1 pseudogene is annotated in these 1,336 nt (G+C 66.5%); it reads right to left on the bottom strand.

Annotated elements, in window-relative coordinates:
* Positions 1-1,336 (bottom strand): annotated as a pseudogene (locus AC6RA4_RS19990) (peptide ABC transporter substrate-binding protein); the annotation flags it as partial.

Raw genomic sequence — 1,336 nt, 5'->3', positions numbered from 1 at the left:
TTGGAGTGCGCCGAAACCCGGCCACGGTCGACGAGCGGCACGATGGTCATGCTTTCCTTGGTCAGCATGTCGTTGAGCTTCTTGGCGATCTCGCCGCGCTTCTCCAGCTCGCCGGTCTTGCCGAGCTCGTCGAGCAGGGCGTCGTACTCTTCGTTGCAGAAGCGGTTGATGTTCTCACCCTGCCACTGCGACGACGGCTTCGGCTCGTTGCCGCACTCGTACATCGACAGGTAGGACTGCGGGTCGGTGCCGTCGAAGTTGTTGGCGTACATCTCGACGTCGGCATAGAACTTCTGGAAGGTGTCGGGCGAGCCCGGGTCACCGCCGAAGAACACCGAGGCATCGACGTTGCGAAGCTCGGTCTCGACGCCGATCTGGTTCCACCAGTCCTTGATCAGGGCCTGGAAGTCCTGACGCACGGCGTTGGTCGAGGTCTGGTAGAGCAGCGACAGCTTCATGCCGTCCTTCTCGCGCACACCGTCGCCATCGCTGTCGGTCCAGCCGGCTTCCTCGAGCAGCGCCTTGGCGCCTTCGAGATCCTGGGTCAGGCATTCCTCGTTGTCCGAGGCGTAGAGCGCCGGAGCGGGGACGAGGTTACAGGTCGGACGGCCGGCCTGGCCGTAGCCGATCTCGGTCAGCAGCACGCGGTCGATCGCCATGGAGAGCGCCTTGCGGACGTTGAAGTCCGACAGGATCGGGTGCGGATGCGCCACGGTCGACCGCTCGCCTTCCGGCAGGTCCGGCGACGGGTCGGTCATGTTCATCTCGATGCGCTCGACCAGGGTGCCGAAGGCCGAAACCGGGGTGCCGGCGCCAGCGGCGGCCATCGAGGCCAGGACATCGGGGGCGAGCTGCAGGTTCCAGGCGTAGTCGAACTCGCCGGTCTGGAGCACGGCGCGGGCCGCGGATTCCGCGTCACCGCCGCCCTTGAGGGTCACGGTGGCGAAGGCGGGCTTCGCGGGGTCGCGGTAGTTGGGGTTTGCCGAGAGCGAGATCACGTCGTTCGGCTTGAACTCGTCGACCACGAACGGGCCGGTGCCGATCGGGCCGAAGTTGGCCTCGGTGCAGGAGGGCGCGTTGGCGCCGAGGCAGCCCTCGAACTGTGCCTTCTGCAGGATCGGCGACTGGCCGCCCATGAACGGGCCGTAGGGGTTCGGCATCGGCTCGTCGAAGTTCACGACCACGGTCAGGTCGTCGGGGGTGTCGATGCTCTCGACGCCGGTGAACTTGGCAAGCTGGGCGCAGCCGCCCTCGGGATGCATGCAGTATTCGGCGGTGAAGGCCACGTCAGCCGAGGTCACCGGCGAGCCGTCGGACCACAGCAGGCCTTCCTTCA

Source organism: Salipiger sp. (assembly GCF_059781815.1).
This window is presented reverse-complemented; position numbering and strand designations above follow the sequence as displayed.